Raw genomic sequence first — 19,643 nt, forward strand, 5'->3', positions numbered from 1 at the left:
TTAATTGATGTTAAATAATGAAATGATGAAGCATTTGAAGATTAAGAATCCTATTATACAAGCTCCTATGGCTGGCGGGATCACCACTTCGAATTTAGTAGCCGAGGTATCCAATAATGGGGGCCTTGGAATGATTGGAGCAGGCTATCAGACACCCATACAATCAAGAGAGCAGATTAGAGAAATTAAGCAGTTAACATCACACCCTTTTGGCATCAATCTTTTCGTGCCAAACGAGTTTAACGTAACGCCTGAAGCAGTCCAATCAGCTAACCAGCTGTTACACACCATTCGTAAGCAATTAAATTTAGAACCAAAAGACAGCTTTGACATTCCTGAGTATAAAACAATTTTTGAAAGCTTTATTGAACAAGTTAAGGTTGTCATTGAAGAGAATGTATCTATTTGTTCCTTTACATTTGGTATTCCTCCACAGGAAGTGATGGATGAGTTAAAACAACATAACATCACTCTTATAGGAACAGCTACAACGGTGAGGGAAGCCATTGAAAATGAAAAAGCAGGAATGGATATGGTTGTTGTGCAGGGCAGTGAAGCTGGCGGGCACCGCGGGAACTTTATTGATGGTCATCAGGAGAGCCTAGTAGGTTTAATGTCACTTATTCCGCAGGTTGTTGACAATGTAAGCATACCTGTTATAGCTGCAGGAGGAATTATGGATGGAAGAGGATTAATGGCTTCACTCTTCTTAGGAGCACAAGGTGTACAAATGGGTACAGCTTTCTTGACTTGTATAGAAAGTGGGGCACATAAGGTACATAAAGAAGCCATTTTGAATGCTGGTGAAGACCAGACAACCTTTACTCGTGCCTTTTCTGGTAAATGGGCAAGAGGTATTAAAAACAAATTTATTGTAGATATGTTGGAGCATGAATTGGTTGTACCCGATTTCCCTGTTCAAAACCTATTAACTCAAGTAATTAGAAAAACGTGCAGTGGACAAAATAATCAGGATTTCATGTCCCTCTGGTCTGGGCAGAGTCCAAGATTAGCCAAAAGTCAAACCGTTGAAATATTAATTAAAAATATTATTGCAGAAGCTAAAAGTATAAACTTATATATATAAAGGTCATAATAACTCATTGCCTTTATTTAGCTTTCTTTTTTAAATAAATTGCTAAAGATATTAGTAAGGTTAATCAGATATTTCTGGTTGACCATTTTTTTATGGTTTTACTATACAATAACGCATTTTGTGTTTGTAAACTATCCTCCCTCTATAAACATTGATGTATCAACGGTTTGCATCACTCGGTATATGAGGGAATTTATTTTTTAAATCTCCTTTTAAACAGAGTATTGAAATTCTAGTTTTTATTACTAAATTGAGCGTACGCTTCGCTAAAACTAATGGAAATCATTAGCTATTTTCTCCACTATGTGATGCACAATAGATCTCTGCGAAACTTATGATGACGTACCCTCCCATGTCTCTTAGCGTCATTTGCGCTTACATTCCTTCGTTCGGTCTATTCATAAGGCAGAGGCCTGCTAATGCTAAGCTGCCCCGGGGACTCTTGGTCTTAGTTTAGTAATGTTGCTGGCTTCTCCGTGTCATCCGTCTTGTTATAAATCGATAGTTAGAAATGCTTACGCTGCCTTTGAGAGGCAGTAGAGATCCTTCATCATATTCTGCTCATTAAAATGGACTTTCTTTTTACATATACCATGCAATACTTTCAACAATTTACCACAGAGTACCACCATCGATTGCTTTCCGCGTAAGGGATTTTGTTGGCGTGTTGTGTAATATTCATGAAGCTGTTTAAACCCCTTGTTGTGACGAATGAGTGGTACTATTACTTTGAAAAGAATATATCTAAGTCGCTTTCTTCCTCGTTTGGAGATATGTTTTTGTCCCTTATGTTGACCAGATGAGTTTTCCCGTAATGTTAATCCCGCTAGTTTAATCAATTGGCGTGGATTTTCATAAAGTGAAAATCTTCCAACTTCTAAAAGCAAAACAACAATGGTTGCATCTCCTAATCCAGGAACTGAAGCAAGCAGCTCATATTCCATAGTTCTTTGGGCCATTTCGGATAATTGACTATTCACAGATTCAATTTCGTTTTCTAGTAAGCGATACTGACGCAGGAGTGTGGCAATTTCATGTCGGGCCATCTGTGTCCCTTCTGTCAGTCCAATGGAGTTTGTCGCTGCTTCAATGAGTAGCTTTGCTTTTGGTAGCTGTGGGGCTCTCATTCCCTTTACCTTACGGTAAAGAAAGACAAGCTCCTCAGCACTTTTTCCATCGATATCCTGTGGCAACGGAGTCATTTCCAATGTAGCTAGAGCCATCTTTCCGAAAGCCGGAAAGACTGGAGTAAACTCGGGAAAATATCGATCAAGCCAACGAATGATTCGGTTTTTAATACTCGCTAAATCTTCCGTTAACTTTGAACGAAGAGTAGATCCGATACGAAGTTCTGCTTCTACTTCTTTTAATAAACGTGGATAGCTAAAACGTCCATCTTTCAATAAACGAGCGATGACTAATGCATCTTTTTTATCATTCTTTGTCGGTAAATTATCGTACAGTTCTTTCGATCGTTTGACATGCATTGGATTCACCATGACTAGTGGTATGCCGTAATGATCTAAGAAATTGGCTAAGTTCATCCAGTAGTGGCCTGTTGGCTCAATTCCAACAATTACTTCTGTTTTCTTAGCTTCCTTCATTATTTGACGAATCTTTTTATACAGGTGTTCAAAGCCCTCTTATGATTGATGTACTGCGAAGGCTTTTTCTATCACGCGCCCTCGTTCATCAACAAAACAAGCATAATGAACACGCTTGGCAATATCCATACCAACAACGAGTGTATTTTCAGTAACTTGATTAATTTTTTCATTCCATTTAAACTGCATAGAGAAGTCCTCCTTGTATGATACTGGGTCAATGGTCGTTGACACTCATGCATCATACAAGAGGGCTCTTTTTCTTTCAAGACCTCGAACATCCTTCTAACAGGAATGCTGCCCCTTTAGTTCATTAAGCAAAAAGGCCACCAAATGGCAGCCCCGGTTCTCAACTTACGCACCCGATAGTTCAACAACATACTCTTGCGTAAAAGAAAAATGAATCGGGCGGCTTTTTGGGGTTCGATTTCCCAAAAGAGTGCCCTAAAGCTTCTGTCCTACTAGCTTTATTCTGCCCTAACTACGCTTTCGAAATTACTTTTGTGGGATCCGTCACAAAAAGGTTTATTATCGGAAAGTCCACATCTGCATAGGGAAAAGGCTTCTTTTGTTTCAATTTTATTCCCTTCACCATCGACTAGCTCTACATTTCCTGATACACGTAATGAACCATTATCATTAACTTTAATAGTAGCTATAATAAATCACCTCTTTTTTAAAACATTTTTTCCATGGGGGAATAACTTTAAACGATAAATAAGTTCTACTTCCTCAATATTATTTGATTGACATCCTGCAATTACCAAAAGAAGAAGTGTTATACCAATAAAAACACACCACATTTTTATCGCCCTCCCCCTTATTTTTAGAGGATATTACTTTAAAAAGTTCCAAAAACCTTATTCTACTAACCTGACCCTTTAGCTGCATAAGAAAAAGCAATCCTTCTTAATGAAGAATCGCACCCGTTAGTTCTATAAGCTCTTATTAAAGTCCACCATCTAAACCGTCAATTTTCACCCCTCTACTCCAATCACGAGTGATTTTTAATTCATTATCTTTAGTAGAGATAGTTAGCTCTCCTTCTTTATCATAAACTTTAGATGACTCCTCGTCATAAAGCTTAAATTTTAAAGTGTATTTATAATCAATTGTACTATCATCATTTTTACTTTGTTCTTCAAGGTTAAGGTTTTGTACCTCAATACTTTTATTAACTTCCTTGGCTACCATTGATGGTATTGAATAATAACGGTTAGCTATTTGAGCATCATATTCATCTTTTGATAAATATTCTTTAACCTTGTTTGCAATTTCATCTGAAGACGGAGGATTAGAGGGGTCTTTAACGTTATATCGTTCCGTACTGTAATCTTTAACGAATTTTTCTATATCAGCCTCTTTCGCCACGTCTTCTTTGGCCACACCCTTGTTACAAGCAACTACACCAATAAACAATACAAACAAAAACAATAAACTAAGAATTTTCTTTATGATAGCCACCTCATTTCCTTCAAATGAACCTACACTCTACATATTCTATAAGTTAATTCGTATGACTATTCGTATACCGGGTGAGAAATATAGTAAATATAGTGTAATTTCCTATAAGCATCGGTATGTCTCTGGTAAAGAATTTGATGAATTAACTAAATATACTGCTGATTAATTGTACTTCTTTTTGTCGCAATTTTCGTCTAATGTGACATTTATGAGTCAATTTTCTTGTTGAACTAAACTGCCCCGTTAGTTTAAGTGAATGCTTTCACAAACTTACTTCGAAATAGGAAAAGACTGTCCAAACAGTTAACTAATGAATACAAGAACCCGTTAGCTTTTTCCTCCTTTTTGTTTCATAGACGAATCTGTGTTAACGGTACCGCTCTTCTTTAAATGGATTTGCTGTCATCGAATAGCCAAGCTCTTCCCAAAAACCAGCCTCGTCTACTTTCATAAACTCAATCCCTGAAACCCACTTTGAGCCTTTCCATAAATAAAATACTTCTGGTGGAATAAACCTTAGTGGATAACCATGTTTTGGATCAATATCATGCCAATCATGATTTTTATCCTTCCAACGGTATACAAACAAAGAATCGTCCCCTAATAAAGGCTCTAGCGACAGGTTTGCAGAATAACCAAATCTGTCCCCATTGTAGTAACCGTAAATTTTAATGTATTTTACACCTTCATTAATTTCAACAAATTTCAATAACTCTCTAAGTGCAATTCCTTCAAAAGTTGTATCAAATTTAGACCAGGTGGTAACACAATGCATGTTAACGTTTGATATGGTCTTGGGAAGCTCCATGATTTCCTTATAGGATAAGGACTTTTCTTCCTTCACCTCACCAAAAAGTCTGAAATCCCATGTGATTTCATTAAACTCTGGAACATCCCCTGTGTGCAGTATTGGCCATTTTTCTGTTTCGAATTGGCCAGGTGGAAGTTGCTTTTTCATCTTACACCATCCCTTTTTCATCTTAAACGTTAATTAAATCATAGTGCTTTGTATAGTATGCTTCAAAATAATGAAAGCAAACTGTAGTCAAATCCGTTATTTGGGATTTACCTAAAATTTGGAACCAGTATATTCCCATAAATTTCTTATTCGACTATCCTGCCATTTACTTGAATAAGGAAAAGGCGATCTTTCTTTATTGAACCCTCCTTATATGCCATTAAGTATAAATGGTCGAATGATTGAGGTTCTTTTTTAAGAAGAAATTACCTGTTATTGATTTTTGTATTTAATCCATCCTATTTATTGAGGTGAGAATTATGGAAAATAGAAATCCTATTGAGTATACGGGGAAAGTCTTAGATAAAAGAAATGACCTGACTGGTCCTGACGATGAGGGAAAGAGACCATATCCAGAACGACCAAAACAAGTATCTATTCAGCAACCTAAAAGTAAAAATATGTAACAGACCGAAGGGGAATTAAGGATAAAATAGGTAAAATATAACATTATCAAGCTGCCAATGAGGCAGCTTCTTTTTTTTACTGCCCCTTTAGTTGCATAACAAAAAGGTTGCTTCAGTAACTTCCCTTATTGAACTCCCTCAGTATGATAGCTATATCTCTCGAATGCTCACTTATTCGCAGGATTTCATAACCCTTGAAAATACATTAACGGTTAAAAGCATTGAGCTTAGATTATTATGACTTCGTGGAGACATAGTTAAATAAAGGAGTAATAAATAACTCCATATTTTACCATATAATGCACGTAATCTCCACGCCGCCCCTGGAGGCTTTCCCTCCCATGTCTCAACGGGTCATAAAAAAATATGCCCTCTCATTCCTTCGTCATGCCTATCCAAGGGGTGGAGGCCAGTTATGCTAACCTAATGGGTCAGTGCCCTTTTGTTCAATAAATCTGGTACTCCGTGCATCTTTAAAATCCTACGAATAAGAAAACATTCGACAAAAGATAAGCTGAAAATCATGTTAATGATTTTTAAGTGGTTCCCTTCGAGAACCTGAAAAGCATCATTTATTCAATAAAAACTACGCTGCCAGAGCTGAAAAAAGTTGTAATTTTTCTGGAGAATACGATTCATTTCGTTTGGCTATGCTTACAAATACTCGAGCCAGTTTACCAACCAATTTCATAATTGATTTCATTTTCTTTATATTTTTCACCTTAACATTATTGGCGTGCAACGCTTTAAACTCAGGGTTATTCATGACAAGGCTCATCGTCGCTAAGTATAAGAAACGCCGCAGTCTGGATCTCCCTCGTTTAGAAATGACAATTTGTCCTTTCCATTTACCAGAGCTCGCCTCGGAAAGATGTAACCCTGCATGTCGAAGTAGAGAATTACCGTGGTCGAATCCACTTAAATCTCCAGCTTCCCCTAAAATGCCAGCTAAAGAGATTTCACTGATCCCTTTTATAGCGAGCAGTTTCTTTGCGAAAGGAATTCGTTGAAGCACGTTAGTGACTTCTTGTTCCACTCTTTCGAGTTGCTTTGTAGCTAGATCATACTCTTCCAGTAGTTGTTCTAAATGTAGCTTGTAAGCATCATGTGCTTGGTGCGATCCGATAGAACGCTTAGCTAAATCTATAAGTTGATAAGCTTTTTTCAGCCCAGGCTGACGCTTCATTACGGATTTCCATTTGGCCACAATATCTTGAGGTTCCATCGAACGTAACTCGATTGGTGTCGGAAATAATCGTAGAGTTGCGATAGCCCCTTTGCCTTTCACATCTTTAAACAATTGCCGTAGCTCAGGAAAAACAACATCTACCCAACGATTTAATTGGTTAATAGAACTAACGAGACGTTTAACGATTACGTCACGGTTAGACATAAGGACTCGAAGTTTTTCGAAAGACTCTGGAGTTGAACGAACAAAGGCATAGTATCCATTCTTCACCATATCCGCAATCACGAGAGCGTCTTTTTTATCACTTTTGGACTGAGTGTTATCTCGATTTTCTTTATTTCTTTTTACAAGGTGAGGATTGACTGTTACGACATCAATCTTTTCGTTAGATAACCATTTCGATAGATTAATCCAGTAATGACCTGTAGGTTCCATACCGACTATAGTTGTGTCTAAGCTGTTTTTACCTTTTAGTTTATTGATCCATTCTAGAAATCTGTTAAAGCCTTCTTCGTTATTTTCAAAGTTAAGAGGCTCCCCTACTACGATCCCTCGATAATTTACGGCTCGAGCAACGTGAAATTGTTGTGCAATATCCACCCCAACAACGAGATGCTTATCAGTAATTCTTTCTATTAGTTGATTTTGTTTGTCCTGCATTTTAAACTTCATAGTATGGGTTCCTCCTAAGGTTTTGAGTTAGAGTCGCGTCTTACTCATATCTTACTGAGGAGCCCTATTTTTATCAAAGTTCAAAAATAACGAACTACAGGAATGCTAACGCACCCTTTAGTTCAAGAAGAAAAGCGAAACTTCTTCAAGAATCGCGCCCTTTAATGGAAGATCATTCAGATCATTATTGCTGCAGTGATATTCAAGTAAAGTCACCGTTCGTTGAATCACCATTACAAAACACGTAACGTCCATCAAAGTATTATATTCTCGTCGGCCTAATATTTTTTTAATTGCAAATTACTTCTGGAAAGCCAAGTAGTCGGCGAGTTTATCGAATGTACCTTCGAGGTCTTGTTGGAGCCTGGGCGTCATACCGTCATAGGCGGCTTTCTCTTCAACGGATGCGTTTAGTGGGCAGCTTTTCAATGTCAGGGTAGTTTTCCCTTCGTTTTCTTCGAGTGTGATGCTATTCATAATTTCAAGAGGCCAATTTTTAAAAGGTGCTCGGATCGTGTTTCCTTCCTCATCAGAAAAGGAACGGACAAAAACCACTTTCTCAGGTGCGACTACCTCTTGATATGCAAATTTCCCCCATATGACAAGGTTCCCATCGGGGGACGTCTGACAGCCTAAAAACATGCCGCCTGGTCGAACATCCATTTTGGCGACTTGGAGGGAGAAACCCTTGGGCCCCCACCAATTTGAGAAATGTCCGGACTCCGTCCACATTTTAAAAATGAGCTCGCGAGGTGCTTCGAATACGCGCGTGAATATTGCAAACTGTTGATTTGGTGTGTTATTCATGAGAATCCTCCTTGTTTTGGAAGAGGGGCTACCCTCGAACTATTAATGAATATTCTGGCGAATTAGTCAAGAGGTGAGACCTACGCGTCAAATTAACGCCGCAGCTAAATTTTATTGTCTAAAAACTTTATTTTCTTGGGACAAACAACAAGATTCCCTTTTTGTCTGGAGGAGGTTCATTAGCGATAACTGCCATTTAGCTTAATAACAATTATTTCAAATTTCTACCATTTATACAATAGATTACTCCATAATCTGGCCCAATTGTTGAACAAAGATTAAACAGTAATCTTCAACTAACCTGCCCCGTTTGTTCATTAAGAACATTCATTACAGGAATACTGCTCCTTAGTTCCATAAAAAGAGTTCAATAAAAAGGCTACCGGTTTGGGCAGCCAGTTCTTAAATGTAATCAAGCAAACGTTTCTTTTATTTCAATCTTAAAGTTCGGTTTGAAGGTAATTTCTACAATCATTAAAAACCTTTCTCTATCATCATCTAAAAATAACCGTATAGAAGATTCATCCTCTTTATCGGTAAGTATTTCGATTTTACTTACCGTTTGAAAGTTATATCTTCCAATAACCATACTTCCCTCTTGTACTAATAACCCAAATTGATTATAAAACGGGCAAACGATAACCTCATATTTATACTTTTTAACCTTGAACCTGAAGGTTGATTCATTATATTCGAACAGTTCATCATCATCTTTCTTTACTGGAAGACATTCAAATAGAGAAATGAAATCAATTTCAGAAGGATAAAACTCCATAATACAACCTTCTTTCATAAGGAAATGCACATACATTACCTTCTGTAAAGGCGAATGAAAATCCTTCTTCAACTAACCTGCCCCGTTAGTTCTATTAGCAACCTCGATAAGTTAAAAAAATAAACCTTTCTACCTAAGGAAAGGTTTGTTAGATAACACTGATTATTTCAATTTAAGTATTATTTTCCCCTTTGCTCTTCCAGTCTCTGCATACTCCAATGCTTTTTGGGCATCTTCGAAAATAAAAATTTTATCAAGTGTAGGCTTAATTACTTCTGACTCTAACATTTCTGTTAAAATTTTTAACTGCTCTCCACTATGCTTCATAAAAAGAAACGTGTATTGGACATTATGCTTTTTTTCTAACTTCGTAAGCTTATAACTTGCAATGGAAAATAAGGTTTTTTTAAATGAGCTAAATCCGTTTTCTTTAGCAAAGCCACCATTCGGGATTCCAGATATAGAAACAATCTTTCCTCCTTTTTTTAATGTTACAAATGATTTCTCTAATGTCGCCCCCCCAATGGTATCAAGAACTGCGTTGTAGTCACGAATCGAATGTTCGAACTTTTCTTTCTTGTAATTAATAACTTCGTCAGCGCCAAGAGATTTCACCAAATCAGTACCCTCACTAGCTGTAGTTGCGACAAAAGCACCCATATGTTTTGCAAGTTGGATAGCAAATGTTCCTACTCCCCCTGAACCTGCATGTATTAATATTTTATGTCCTTTTTCAATTCGCAGAATATCATGTAAAGCTTGGTAGGATGTCAATCCGACTAGAGGGATGGAGGCGGCTTCTTCAAAACTTAAATTTTTAGGTTTTAATGCAATATCTTCTTGGTTAACAGAGAGATATTCAGTAAAAGTTCCCATTTTATTTGCTCTAGGTCGACCATATACCTCATCACCGACTTTAAACTTCGTGACACTAGTACCTACTTCAACAATTTTTCCAGAAAAATCGTTTCCTAAAATTAAAGGCATCTTGTATTTCAATAATAATTTTAATTCACCCTTACGAATTTTTGTATCAAGAGGATTTATACTTGCCGCATATATCTCAACTAACACCTCGTCATTATTTATTTTGGGCATAGGGAAGTCTAAAAAATTTGGATTTTTACCGTAGTTTTCAATTGCTAAAGCTTTCATTACAATCCTCCACTTTTTTATTTAACGCACATGTATCTTTTCATAACGAACCTAAGAAAAAAGATTATGAATATCCCTGGATGGGATATTCATATTAAATAAATTATTTTAAGAAAGGATAATCTGTATAACCTTCTTTTCCCCCTGCATAGAGCGTGTTTTTATCAGGTTCGTTTAGGCGAGCACCTGATTGAATCCGTTCTGCAAAGTCTGGATTAGCTAGTACCCAAGTGCCTACTGTGACAACATCTGCAAAATTATTATCTACATCAGACGAAAGTTGATCTAGAGGACGACCTGGACGGTTAACAAGAAGTGATTGATCCCAAAGTTGACGCACATCTTTTAGGAATTGCTCGTTTCCGAAGTGCATTAAATGCAGATATGCAAGGTTAAGCTTATTTAATTCACTTATTAAATAGCGATACATCTCAAGGCTATTTTCCCCCTCATCAATGCCTTGCAGTGATCCTTGAGGAGAAAAACGGATGCCTGTTCTTTCTGCTCCTATTTCATCAACAACTGCTTTAGCTACTTCAATAGCGAATCGAGAACGCCCCTCAATCGTACCACCGTATGCATCTTGACGATGATTGGAGTTTTCACTAAGGAATTGTTGGATCAGATAACCATTTGCTCCGTGAATTTCAACTCCATCTGCACCAGCTTCAATTGCTGAACGTGCTGCTAAACGAAACTCATTGATAACATCTTTTATCTCAAGCTCACTCAATTCTCTTGGTGTTGGAATTTCTTTCATTCCTTCTGCCGTGAAGATTTCTACACCAGGTGCAATAGCTGACGGTGCAACTGCTTGGCGGTGGTGAGGTGTGTTATCAGGGTGTGATACACGTCCCACATGCATAAGCTGAACAAAAATATGACCGCCTTCACCATGAACTTTAGAAGTTACTTTTTTCCACCCTTTAATATGATTTTCTGTATAAATTCCAGGTGTATTAGTGTAACCTTGCCCATCATCTGAAGGCTGGGTTCCTTCGCTTATAATTAAACCGACTGAAGCACGCTGACCATAGTACTCTGCTATTAAATCGCTCGGTGTACCATCTGGTAAAGCTCTACTTCTAGTCATCGGAGCCATTCCTATACGATTTTTCAAGTCAATGTTTCCGATACGAACTGTTTCAAATAATCTGCTCATATGAATACTCCTTTTTAATAAGAATTAGAATCAAGGAATGAATTTACGTGTTCTGCAAATAGTTCTGGAAATTGAAACAGGTGCCCGTGGCCAGAGTCAGGATATATAATCAGCTGTGCTTTCGGTAATTTCTCTGTTAAGATATAACTGTTTTTAGTCGGTACCATCACATCATTGACACCATTAGTAACAAGTACAGGGTGTTTAATGTTTTGTAACCATTCATAATCATGATTGGATTTTTGTTTAGCCCATTTTGCAATGGCTTGTAATTGTGCCTCTTTTACTTGTTCCGAACTGTTTACTTTTTTCTGATTAAAAATTCTTTGTAGTGAAGCCATTCCTGCAGATTTACTTGTTTCGGTTTGTCCGTAGAAAAAGAACATAAAATCATTTATTCCATCTTCTTCCGTTCCGCCGTGACGATTCATTCTTTCCAAAATTTCTGGACTTGGATTAATACCAGATTCAGGCGAAGTACCTGCCATAATAATTTTTCTTACTAAATCTCCCTCTTGTAAAGCTAGCTCTTGTGCAACCATGCCACCAATGGAAAAACCAAGAATGTCAACTTGTTCTAATCCAAGAGCTTTTATAAATGTTGCTGTATCTTTTGCCATATCAGCAATTGTAGTAGGCGTTAGTCCATCGGTCTCACCAACCCCTTTATTGTCAAACAAGATTACTGGGCGTGTATTTGCAATAGCTTCAAGCATGTTTGGATCCCAGTTTTCCATCGTTCCTCTAAAGTGAACAAGAAATACTACTGGTATACCATCTTGTGTACCAAATTTTCTATATGCGTAACGAGTTCCATCTGCTTCAATAAATTCTGATTCTGTTGGTATTTTAAAGTTAGTCATTATTGTGTTCCTCCTTAGAAATTAAAAAACGATTTTATAAGTATGCATTATGATGGTTTGTTTCATGTTCATTTTTAGAATGAACGTTCTAAAAAGGGTAAAAAAAAGAAAGCTAGTCCAACACTGAAAGTGCTAGAGTGATGATGCCTTCTAATTCTTTTTTATTGTAATTAGTTTTTATTAGTACTCTTATACCTACCAAATTGTTGTGTAAGAAACGAGACGTGTTATCAGAATCGATTTCTTTTGATAGCTCTCCACTAGTCTGGCCCCGTTTTATAAGGTTATTAAACATATCTTCAGTACGGTTAAACATTTTTGTAACTATGCGTCCAATTTCTTTGTCCAGCAAAGATAATTCTATGGCTGCATTTACTGATAGACAACCTTTTGGGTATTGTTCAATGGAATTCAGTACGAAAATAAAAACATCACGTATCGTCTGTTTAATGGATGAAGTGCTACTAATTATCCTTTCCATCTCATTGACGATGAGCTCTTCATAGTGATTAAGGGAAGCTAAAAACAATGAACGCTTGTCACCAAATGTATCATATATACTCCTGCGGTGTATTCCCATATGATCCACCAAATCTTGCATGGATGTTTTTTCATAACCCTGTTCCCAGAAAAGCTCCATTGCTTTTCTTAATACTGCTTTTTCGTCAAACTCTTTACTTCTAGCCATTTTATTTCTCCTTTAAAAAATCCATGAACCAATACTAACAAAAACAAACGTCATAATCCATTATAGAATGAACGTTCTAAAATAAACACATGAATTTCAAACCGTGATTAAATATTACCCTTTTTAGAACGATTAGTAAAGAATTATAAATACCCAATAATCCCCAACACATTTGCTGCATACCACAATGTTATCCTTTAACTTTCACCTAGGGGTACCGCCAAGCATTTCTTTATCCGTTTAGTTTCTTCAGGATTGTTTTCTTCCACTGTACAATTAATGGATCAAACTCTTTCACATGCACTCATACCAAATAAACAAGAAACAGCAATTAGAAAAAACATCTGAGCCCTTACTCAACCAAACTGCCCCAATAGTTGCCATAAGAAAAAGCTGCCTTAAAGACAGCTCTGATCTTCAGCCAACGCACCGTTGTTTATCTCTTTAAATTTGAAAGGATTGAACCAAACATTCTTCATTATCGACAATTTGCTTTTTTTCTTCAAAATCTATATTTAGCTCACTGAAAATCTTTCTCCAAAATATAACAGCAGGGATATTATTGGATAATTGAACAACAAAGTAACTACCTTTTTTTGTTTAAACAATTCCTTTAATAATGATATTGCAGTACCTTTTCTTCTATATTTTTTTAAAATGAAAATATCATTAATGCTGTAATCATAGTCCTTATTTAAAAACGGCCTTTCTAACAGTAATAAAAACCCTGCAATTTTCATATCTTTTTTCAAAAAGTATGGGGTTAATCCTTCCTCCTTCCAAATTAATTCAAATGAATCAAATTCAAATGAGCCATCTGTTGATATGTCTAAACCCTCGGTAAACTCCGAAAGGTCATGTAAATAAAGCGAATATAAATTCTGAAGAATATGCTTTTCATCTTTGGAAACGGGGTTGAATGAAACAGTCATTGTTATCCCTCTTTTACCATTTATTAAGCTCTTACTTCATTAATTTCGATATAAACTTCCATTTGTCCTTCATGAACTCCCCTGCCACCATTAGTTGCATAAAGAAAAAGCTGCGTTAAAGACAGCTCCATGGAATAAGGGTTAATGATTTTTATTTGCATACATTCTTGCCATTGCCGAAGGTGAAAATTTAATACTATATTTCCCTTCAAGTTCTTTCTTAATTTTATCCGTTAAAGTTAAGCCTTGTTTATTGTGTTCTTCTTCAAGTTCAATCCCATTAGGAAGCAATTTATCTTCATCCCAATCAATCCATTCACCATACCTATTTACCCATTCAATCAATTCATTTGTTAACGTATTTGAAATTAGACCTATATCCCAGTTACAACCACATTGATTGCACCATATAGGGTCCGCCCCAACATCCCCTTCAACTTTCAACTCATATGTTTCTTTTTGTTCACAAAAACATTCCATATTATTTTCTGACTCCTCTACTACACGCTTTTTTATTATATTTTACATGACTTTTGTTAAAGTAACCTCCCTCAATAAACTGAACACAATCTCACGATTGCTCTAGAATTCTTAGGATTTCATAGTCATATCATTAACTGTTATTTATGTAAGCTAGGCATTACTCCTCAAGGATAGGGATTTATCGAAAAAAGTGTATACTAAACTAGCCAATTACAGGAAAAAATTGGCATAGGCAATGTTATGATCGCACTTTTGGATATCCACATGTCTCATGGAGGTCAACCCTCCCATGTCTCACAGAGTCGATGCTCCTACATTCCTTCGTTCAACCTTTCCATGAGGTGGATGTCGGTCATGCTGCCCCACAGGATCTAAGTCCTCACGTTAGTTGCTTTGCCGACTAATCCGTGCTTCACTTTTAATGAGTGTTAATTAAATGACCGTGTAACCTTAAAATCCGATGAACTATGCGACTGTTTGATGTGCTACAAATGTTGCCATATGAGGGATATCCTTTAACATCTTGTCTTCTTGAAACGTAAATTGTTTTTTACCGATTGAAAACAGAATTCGAATAAGCTTGTTACACAAGGCTATCAGAGATTGCATTTTCTTTAAGGGATTATGGGAACGTGTTGTGTAATATATATGAAGAGCTTTAAAAGCCTTGTTCTTTGCCACCAGTACCATGGCTGCCCGGAATAAGAGAGCCCTCAATTTCTTTCGTCCCCGTTTGGTAATCTTGGTCTGACCTTTGTGCTTTCCGGATGTGTTTTCTTTTAAACTTAAACCTGCTAATTTCACGATTTGGCGAGGATGTTGATAGTCTCTGAGGTCGCCGACCTCCGCGAAAAACCCTGCTACTGTATCTCGACCGATTCCTGACACCTCTAACATCTGTGTGACACCTGGGATATGGTCTAATAACTGATCTAATTGATGATCTAATTCTTCGAATTTCATTTGAATAAAATCATACTTCTCAAGTAAAGCTCTCAACTCTAATTTCGCCATAGCTGCCCCTTGACGAATACCAATCGAACGATTGGCTGCTTCTTTTAAGGCTCGTATCTTCTTTAAGCCTATGCTGCGTTTTACCACTTGTCTTAAGGAAAGTAAGAGCTCTTCATCCGTATACTTAACAAGTTCATGTGGCAAGGATTCTAGCTTTAGAAAATGAATAGCTGCCTTGCCTTCCCAACTTTTGAACACTGTCAAAAATTCAGGAAAGTAACGATCAAGCCAGTTATGAACTTGTCCCTGAACAACCTGTAAATCAACGTTGAGAAGATCGCGAAGTTTTTTGGCCACTCGGAGTTCTGCATAAATTCCACGTGGAATTGTTGGTTCGGCGTATCTTCCGTCTTTGACTAACTGTGCGATGACTTTTGCATCTTTCACGTCATTCTTAGTAGGTGAATTATCGTCTAATTCTTTACTTCGTTTAACATGTAGTGGATTGACAGATACGAACTTAATATTATTCTCTTTTAGAAGATGAGCTAGATTTAACCAGTAGTGACCGGTTGGCTCCATGCCTACAATCACTTTATTTAACTTACACACTTTAACAAGTTGGTTAATCCAATCTAGAAACGAATGAAATCCTGCTTTCGTATTTTCAAAGAAACACGTTTTACCCAGTTCCAATCCTCTAAAATCCTGTGCTCTCGCGACATGATTGTGCTTGGCTATATCTACTCCGACAATTAAGGTTTCAGAAGTAATTTGAGTGATTTTATGATTTTGGTTATAATTCATTGTGAGACCTCCAGATAGATGTTTTTGTCCTTTTTTAGCTGGCCAGCTTAGGACACATTCATCTTATCAAGAGGTCTTTTTTCATTCAAACCTCATTTTCAGTTATTACAGGAATGCTGTCCTATTAGTTCAATAATAAAAGCGATTCTTATTTTAAAGAATCGCTGGGTTTGTAGATAACTATCATCCGAAAAATTGAGGGAACCTCAGGCCTTATCCCTTATCCCTTATCCCTTATCCCTTATCCCTTTTCGATCATGTAAAATTTCTTGAATGATTTCAATATGAACAAAAGACCATGATCTTTCATGAAAGTGAAGAAACACACTTATGGAAAGAATGGAAATATATATTATACTAAAGACGACCCAAAGCAAACTCCCATCTTTAAAAAGGAAATCTTGCAATTGATTTGAAAACAGAAGAAAAAGCCAAGGTCCAGAGGATATTATAATAGGAATGATCCCCGATCCGTTTTTCTCTTTTATCATACAATAATAAACTTTTTTTAACGTATCGCTATCAATCGAACTATAAAAATTTTGAATTTCTTCCACTTCAATCAGTTTCTTCATCCCTTTGAAAGATCGGTCTTTGTATGAAGCTTTTTTTAATTGAAGATAAATTTTATGAGCATCTCCCCGTAATGAAAACATATATCTGATCTTTCCCCCCTTCCAAAAAACTCCTTACTGAAAGGTTTTGTAATACTCCGCATTTTTATGTAGTCTTTGTCTTTTACAGTATCTACTTAAGGGGATGACACCCCATAAAAAAGCCAGCTCGTATATATACCAAAAAGACCATAATCATCGATGATTATGGCCTTTAAGTAACGAAAAGAGAACCGTTTTACTTAGTTTCAGATTCATTTTTGCCCGTATCTTCAGCTAATTGTTCAAATGAAGGGACCTTACCATGTGGATTCTGAGATTTTTTACGATCTTTCCATTGGCGTTCTTGTTGTCGCTTAGATTGAGTCATCTAAATAAGCTCCTTTACATAAAGTTAAGTAAAAAGTTTGAAGCACAGCGTACTCAAGCAGGCATCAATGCATGCCTTTCCACTCACCTTGATTTTTAGATGCTTTTTCTTTTTTTGCTTTATTTTTATGTGCTTGATTGGCATTTGCACTGCCGAATTCTTTAGAGAATTCAGAATCAGTTTTGCTTGAATCAAACCCTTGTTTGTTTTTTTGATCTGCATCATTTTTCTTTGTTCGTTTTGCCATGTATACCCCTCCTTCTTATCTTTAGTATGAGATCTGAAAGAAGAAATATACTCCGAATAAAACCGGCAGTAGCATGAATCCGTCATGTAATTCGGGTAAATAATAAAGTGAATAATGAGTTCGTTTTTAACCGTTCGTGCAGTACCATCCAAAAATAATAAAATGGCCTTATATGTGATTTTTTTAATTCTTTTCATCATTTCTGCCATTTGTTTCGTATTTGGCTGATTTCCTTCATTATTTATCAATGATGCACCTTTCAAGATAAGTTATATGAGTGTTTTGGTCATTATAAAGTCCGTTTGTTCTTCATCACCCATATAAAAAGAGTGGGCTCCAGTTTGAACAAACCCAATTTTCTTATAAAAACCAATGGCATTTTCATTTTTTTCCCATACGCCCAGCCAGATTTTCTTTTTATTACGTTCCATCGCCATGTCCATTGCTTTATTTAGCAGATATTTACCAAGCCCATGTTTTTGGTATTTGTTCTTTATATAAATCCGCTCGACTTCAAGTGAATCATCACCCATTTCTTCAGTCTGAGCATCATTGGTATTGACCTTTAAATATCCAGCGACTTCATTATTAAAATAAACAAAAAAGAATTGCGAAGAAGTATTGGATAATTCTTTTTCTATCTGGTTTAAGTTAAATGCCCTTTCCAAATAGGCATCCATATTTTCGGGTGAATTCTGATGCTTAAATGTCTCATTAAATGTTTCATAACTAATTTCTTGAAGAATGCGTGAATCGTCTAGGGTACACTTTTTCATATTTATAGTCATTTAAATATGCCGCTCCTTTATATAATCAATAATTTCTCTTGTTTCCCTTTTTTACAAATTCCCAGTCTTTCTCTACATTTTTTCTTACTCTTTGAAGAAGATCGGAAATGGTTTCTACTTCTCTTTCCGAAAGTCCCTCTAATGCAACGGTATTGGAATAATCATTTTCTCTTTTTATAAAAGGATAAATACTTTTTCCTTTCTCCGTTGGAAAGAGCTTTTTAATTTTTTTGTTGTGTTTATCTTCTTTCTTTTCAATAAAGCCATTGATTTCAAGTTTTTTTATAGCACGAGCTGCTGATGTTCGATCTACTTTTATCATCTCAGCTAACTTTTCCTGAATCATTCCTGGATTTTCACATATTCGCACAAGGTACAAATACTGCCCTTTTGTAAGGTCATGTTCTTTAAATTCGATATTGCTTATGGAATCTAATGCTCTTGCTATCATTCCAATTTCACGAAGAATTTCCTTCATAATGAACTCCTTAACACGTATTTTTGTTGCAAATGCAATAAAAATGACCTATATTAAATTTAACGTAATTTTGTTGCGTTTGCAACAAAAAAAGGGGGCGGTATAGTGAAATATGTTTTTTATGTATTAGGAATTTTAATATTAACTTTTGGTATTTCTTTCACTATACAATCAGATCTTGGGACTTCACCTTTTGATGCACTTTTGGTGGGACTATCCATAAATGCGGGGCTTACTGTGGGAAGTTGGGAAATCATAATAGCTTTGATCTTGATATGTATTAATTCATTTTTAAAAAGGCAAAGACCAGAAGTTTTGGGGTTGTTAACAGCATTTATAACGGGTATCGGGATTGATATGTGGCTTTTTATATTGCACAATTTGATAACACCTGAACTATGGTACAGCAAAGTTATTTGTTTTGGAATCGGCTTGGTTGTTATAGGATTAGGAACGGCAACATATTTACACACAAATTTTGCACCGATTCCAGTTGACCGATTAACATTAATCATACAAGAATTAACGAAAACGAATATATTTTTTTCGAGAACAGCCATTTACCTCGCATTCTTGATAATGGCAATGATATCAAATGGACCAATTGGCGTTGGAACTTTATTAACCGTTTGTTTAGGGGGGCTGATACTCAATTGCTTTATGCCATTTACTGAAAAAGTATTAAACCGCATATTAACACACCCTAGTACATCACCGAATTATGATAAAGATAAAAATCATTCAATATAGAATGATTTTTATCTTTATTGCTCAACTAACCTGTCCCGTAAGTTACAGTTTCATAAGAAACTTCTATGGCGGCCAACCTCGCCGCCACCATCTACTACGAAAATCCAAACTCAAAAATAGAGTCTAACCCATTAACCCCTTGACGATAATGGATGATAACAATACAACCAGGCTGAGCTTTTTTTGGTGGATCTTAAGGAAGATACCCTGTATAAGAAACTGGTTGTGACAGGATGGAAGAACCATTTAGTGTGCTACTAGTACGTATACAAAAATTTTTGTAACAAATCTCCTGTCATATGTATTGTTAATCTTTTTTT

General features: G+C 36.3%; 20 protein-coding genes and 2 pseudogenes. 3 read left to right on the forward strand and 19 right to left on the reverse strand.

The annotated features are described in order from the left end of the window. Positions 1–7: 7 nt before the first annotated feature. Positions 8–1,087, forward strand: a complete 1,080-nt coding sequence (locus tag AC0VX1_RS22690; protein WP_413024661.1) for an NAD(P)H-dependent flavin oxidoreductase — start codon at positions 8–10, stop codon at positions 1,085–1,087. Between the two features lie 524 nt (positions 1,088–1,611). Here the strand turns inward: AC0VX1_RS22690 and AC0VX1_RS22695 are convergent. From AC0VX1_RS22695 to AC0VX1_RS22710, 4 genes and pseudogenes are all read right to left on the reverse strand, one after another. After that, positions 1,612–2,889: pseudogene (locus AC0VX1_RS22695) on the reverse strand (IS110 family RNA-guided transposase). A 278-nt stretch (positions 2,890–3,167) separates the two neighbouring features. Beyond that, the gene (locus AC0VX1_RS22700; RefSeq protein ID WP_081109037.1) at positions 3,168–3,362 is read right to left on the reverse strand and encodes a CDGSH iron-sulfur domain-containing protein; all 195 of its coding nucleotides are present in this window, start codon (positions 3,360–3,362) and stop codon (positions 3,168–3,170) included. A 286-nt stretch (positions 3,363–3,648) separates the two neighbouring features. Further along, positions 3,649–4,164: a hypothetical protein gene (locus AC0VX1_RS22705; RefSeq protein WP_413010318.1), complete on the reverse strand. Its 516-nt coding sequence runs from the start codon at positions 4,162–4,164 to the stop codon at positions 3,649–3,651. A 367-nt stretch (positions 4,165–4,531) separates the two neighbouring features. Next, entirely contained in the window at positions 4,532–5,122 is a 591-nt protein-coding gene (locus AC0VX1_RS22710; protein WP_413010319.1) for a molybdopterin-dependent oxidoreductase, read from the reverse strand. Positions 5,123–5,442: 320 nt separating this feature from the next. Here AC0VX1_RS22710 and AC0VX1_RS22715 point away from each other — a divergent pair, with 320 nt between their 5' ends. Continuing rightward, positions 5,443–5,589 carry a hypothetical protein gene (locus tag AC0VX1_RS22715; RefSeq protein WP_413010320.1) on the forward strand — a complete coding sequence of 49 codons (147 nt, stop codon included), beginning with the start codon at positions 5,443–5,445 and terminating at the stop codon, positions 5,587–5,589. A 586-nt stretch (positions 5,590–6,175) separates the two neighbouring features. On the opposite strand, the gene AC0VX1_RS22720 is transcribed toward AC0VX1_RS22715, so the two are convergent. The 15 genes and pseudogenes from AC0VX1_RS22720 to AC0VX1_RS22790 all read right to left on the reverse strand — a co-directional run bounded on the left by AC0VX1_RS22720 (position 6,176) and on the right by AC0VX1_RS22790 (position 18,573). Then, entirely contained in the window at positions 6,176–7,450 is a 1,275-nt protein-coding gene (locus tag AC0VX1_RS22720) for an IS110 family RNA-guided transposase (protein WP_475469146.1), read from the reverse strand. A 300-nt stretch (positions 7,451–7,750) separates the two neighbouring features. Next, positions 7,751–8,257: an SRPBCC family protein gene (locus AC0VX1_RS22725; protein ID WP_413010322.1), complete on the reverse strand. Its 507-nt coding sequence runs from the start codon at positions 8,255–8,257 to the stop codon at positions 7,751–7,753. A 412-nt stretch (positions 8,258–8,669) separates the two neighbouring features. After that, positions 8,670–9,032 carry a hypothetical protein gene (locus AC0VX1_RS22730; RefSeq protein ID WP_289336562.1) on the reverse strand — a complete coding sequence of 121 codons (363 nt, stop codon included), beginning with the start codon at positions 9,030–9,032 and terminating at the stop codon, positions 8,670–8,672. Positions 9,033–9,194: 162 nt separating this feature from the next. Beyond that, positions 9,195–10,187, reverse strand: a complete 993-nt coding sequence (locus tag AC0VX1_RS22735) for an NADP-dependent oxidoreductase (RefSeq protein ID WP_475469148.1) — start codon at positions 10,185–10,187, stop codon at positions 9,195–9,197. 103 nt (positions 10,188–10,290) lie between these two features. Beyond that, positions 10,291–11,349 (reverse strand): alkene reductase, encoded by a 1,059-nt coding sequence (locus AC0VX1_RS22740; RefSeq protein WP_475469150.1) that lies wholly within the window; start codon positions 11,347–11,349, stop codon positions 10,291–10,293. Positions 11,350–11,363: 14 nt separating this feature from the next. After that, a complete protein-coding gene (locus tag AC0VX1_RS22745; RefSeq protein ID WP_475469151.1) occupies positions 11,364–12,212 on the reverse strand; it encodes an alpha/beta fold hydrolase in 849 nt (282 codons plus the stop codon). Positions 12,213–12,324: 112 nt separating this feature from the next. Then, positions 12,325–12,900 (reverse strand): TetR/AcrR family transcriptional regulator, encoded by a 576-nt coding sequence (locus AC0VX1_RS22750; RefSeq protein WP_057279053.1) that lies wholly within the window; start codon positions 12,898–12,900, stop codon positions 12,325–12,327. 444 nt (positions 12,901–13,344) lie between these two features. After that, positions 13,345–13,832, reverse strand: a pseudogene (locus AC0VX1_RS22755) (GNAT family N-acetyltransferase). A 141-nt stretch (positions 13,833–13,973) separates the two neighbouring features. Next, positions 13,974–14,312, reverse strand: coding sequence for a hypothetical protein (locus AC0VX1_RS22760; RefSeq protein ID WP_475469154.1), 339 nt, complete (start codon positions 14,310–14,312; stop codon positions 13,974–13,976). 468 nt (positions 14,313–14,780) lie between these two features. After that, complete coding sequence (locus AC0VX1_RS22765; protein ID WP_475469056.1) at positions 14,781–16,076, reverse strand: IS110 family RNA-guided transposase; 1,296 nt, start codon at positions 16,074–16,076, stop codon at positions 14,781–14,783. Between the two features lie 227 nt (positions 16,077–16,303). Further along, complete coding sequence (locus tag AC0VX1_RS22770) at positions 16,304–16,732, reverse strand: hypothetical protein (protein ID WP_063589960.1); 429 nt, start codon at positions 16,730–16,732, stop codon at positions 16,304–16,306. A 196-nt stretch (positions 16,733–16,928) separates the two neighbouring features. Beyond that, entirely contained in the window at positions 16,929–17,060 is a 132-nt protein-coding gene (locus tag AC0VX1_RS22775; RefSeq protein WP_475469156.1) for a DUF6254 family protein, read from the reverse strand. Between the two features lie 64 nt (positions 17,061–17,124). After that, positions 17,125–17,307, reverse strand: coding sequence for a hypothetical protein (locus AC0VX1_RS22780; RefSeq protein ID WP_034310968.1), 183 nt, complete (start codon positions 17,305–17,307; stop codon positions 17,125–17,127). Between the two features lie 269 nt (positions 17,308–17,576). Continuing rightward, positions 17,577–18,095, reverse strand: a complete 519-nt coding sequence (paiA, locus tag AC0VX1_RS22785; RefSeq protein ID WP_413024681.1) for a spermidine/spermine N(1)-acetyltransferase — start codon at positions 18,093–18,095, stop codon at positions 17,577–17,579. A gap of 25 nt (positions 18,096–18,120) precedes the next feature. After that, positions 18,121–18,573: a MarR family winged helix-turn-helix transcriptional regulator gene (locus AC0VX1_RS22790; RefSeq protein WP_475469159.1), complete on the reverse strand. Its 453-nt coding sequence runs from the start codon at positions 18,571–18,573 to the stop codon at positions 18,121–18,123. Positions 18,574–18,678: 105 nt separating this feature from the next. Here AC0VX1_RS22790 and AC0VX1_RS22795 point away from each other — a divergent pair, with 105 nt between their 5' ends. Further along, on the forward strand, positions 18,679–19,323 hold the full coding sequence (locus tag AC0VX1_RS22795) for a YczE/YyaS/YitT family protein (RefSeq protein WP_475469161.1): 645 nt from the start codon (positions 18,679–18,681) through the stop codon (positions 19,321–19,323). Positions 19,324–19,643: the final 320 nt, after the last annotated feature.

It is taken from the genome of Peribacillus sp. QJM3NY_7, assembly GCF_056173225.1.